Annotated in this window: 1 protein-coding gene; it reads right to left on the bottom strand. The window is 62.6% G+C overall.

Features of this window, described 5'->3' with window-relative positions; translation table 11 throughout:
* Nucleotides 1-4: 4 nt before the first annotated feature.
* A partial coding sequence (gene hflX, locus AC1DT3_RS21920) for a GTPase HflX (RefSeq protein WP_477467286.1) occupies nt 5-1,186 on the bottom strand: 1,182 nt, incomplete at its 5' end.

Genomic DNA, 1,186 nt, shown 5'->3' with positions numbered 1-1,186 from the left:
GCTTCTAGTTGGGAAACGCCCTCGCCTCCGGAAATCTGGCCAGAAACCGCGGCTCCTTTCCCGGTGTGATTCGGACTTCCAGGATGGAATGCCCGTCTTCGGTCGATTCCCGACGGAGAATCTCCGCATTGGCATGCAACCAGGCGAATCCCTCGCCGTCCTCAGGCGCGACATCGACCTCGTAGCGAACGCGTTCCGCGGTCAGGTGGACGGTGATGGCGGACAGCAATTCGGGGATGCCCTCCCCGGTCAAGGCCGAAATCAGGATCGGACGTTTCTCGACATCGGTGAGTGTGGTCGAGGTCTGGAGCCGCTCCTTCTCGTCGTCGGAAAGCAGATCGGCCTTGTTCCAGACCTCGATCACCCGCTTCGTGTCGTCGGGATCGATCCCGAGCTCGCGCAGCACCGTCTCGACGTCGCCCGCTTGCGCTTCGGTTTCGCCGTGGGACACGTCGCGCACGTGAAGGAGGATGTCCGCCTCGATGACGTCTTCCAGCGTCGCTCGGAAGGCCGCCACAAGCATGGTCGGAAGATCGGAAATGAAGCCGACCGTATCGGACAGGATGGCCCTCTCTCCCGACGGCAACTCGATGGCGCGTGAGGTCGGATCGAGGGTCGCGAACAACATGTTCTCGGCCAGGACTTCGGCCTGGGTCATCCGGTTGAACAGCGTCGATTTTCCGGCGTTGGTGTAGCCCACCAGCGCCACGATCGGATACGGAACCCGTCGGCGGCTGGCACGATGCAAAGCACGGGTCTGGACGACCGTTTCGAGTTCGCGCTCAATCCGCTTGATGCGCTCCTGAATCATCCGCCGATCCGCTTCGATCTGCGTTTCACCCGGGCCGCCGAGGAAGCCGAAGCCACCGCGTTGACGTTCAAGGTGGGTCCAGGACCGCACAAGACGTCCCTTCTGATAGCCGAGATGGGCGAGCTCGACCTGGAGCGTACCCTCCTTGGTTCGGGCACGCCGTCCGAAAATTTCAAGAATGAGGCCGGTGCGGTCGATCACCTTGGCGCCCCAGGCCTTCTCGAGGTTGCGTTGCTGAATGGGGCTGAGCGCACAATCCATCACGACGAGGCCGATTTCCTCCGCGCGGATGAGCCCGGCCAATTCCTCGACCTTGCCGCTTCCGATGTAGGTCGAGGGACGTGGCGACGAGAGTTGGGCGATCAGGCCTTGGAC

Source organism: Microvirga sp. P4_G7 (assembly GCF_056401005.1).
Note: the sequence above shows the minus strand (reverse complement) of the source record. Positions and strands in the feature narration are given on the sequence as shown.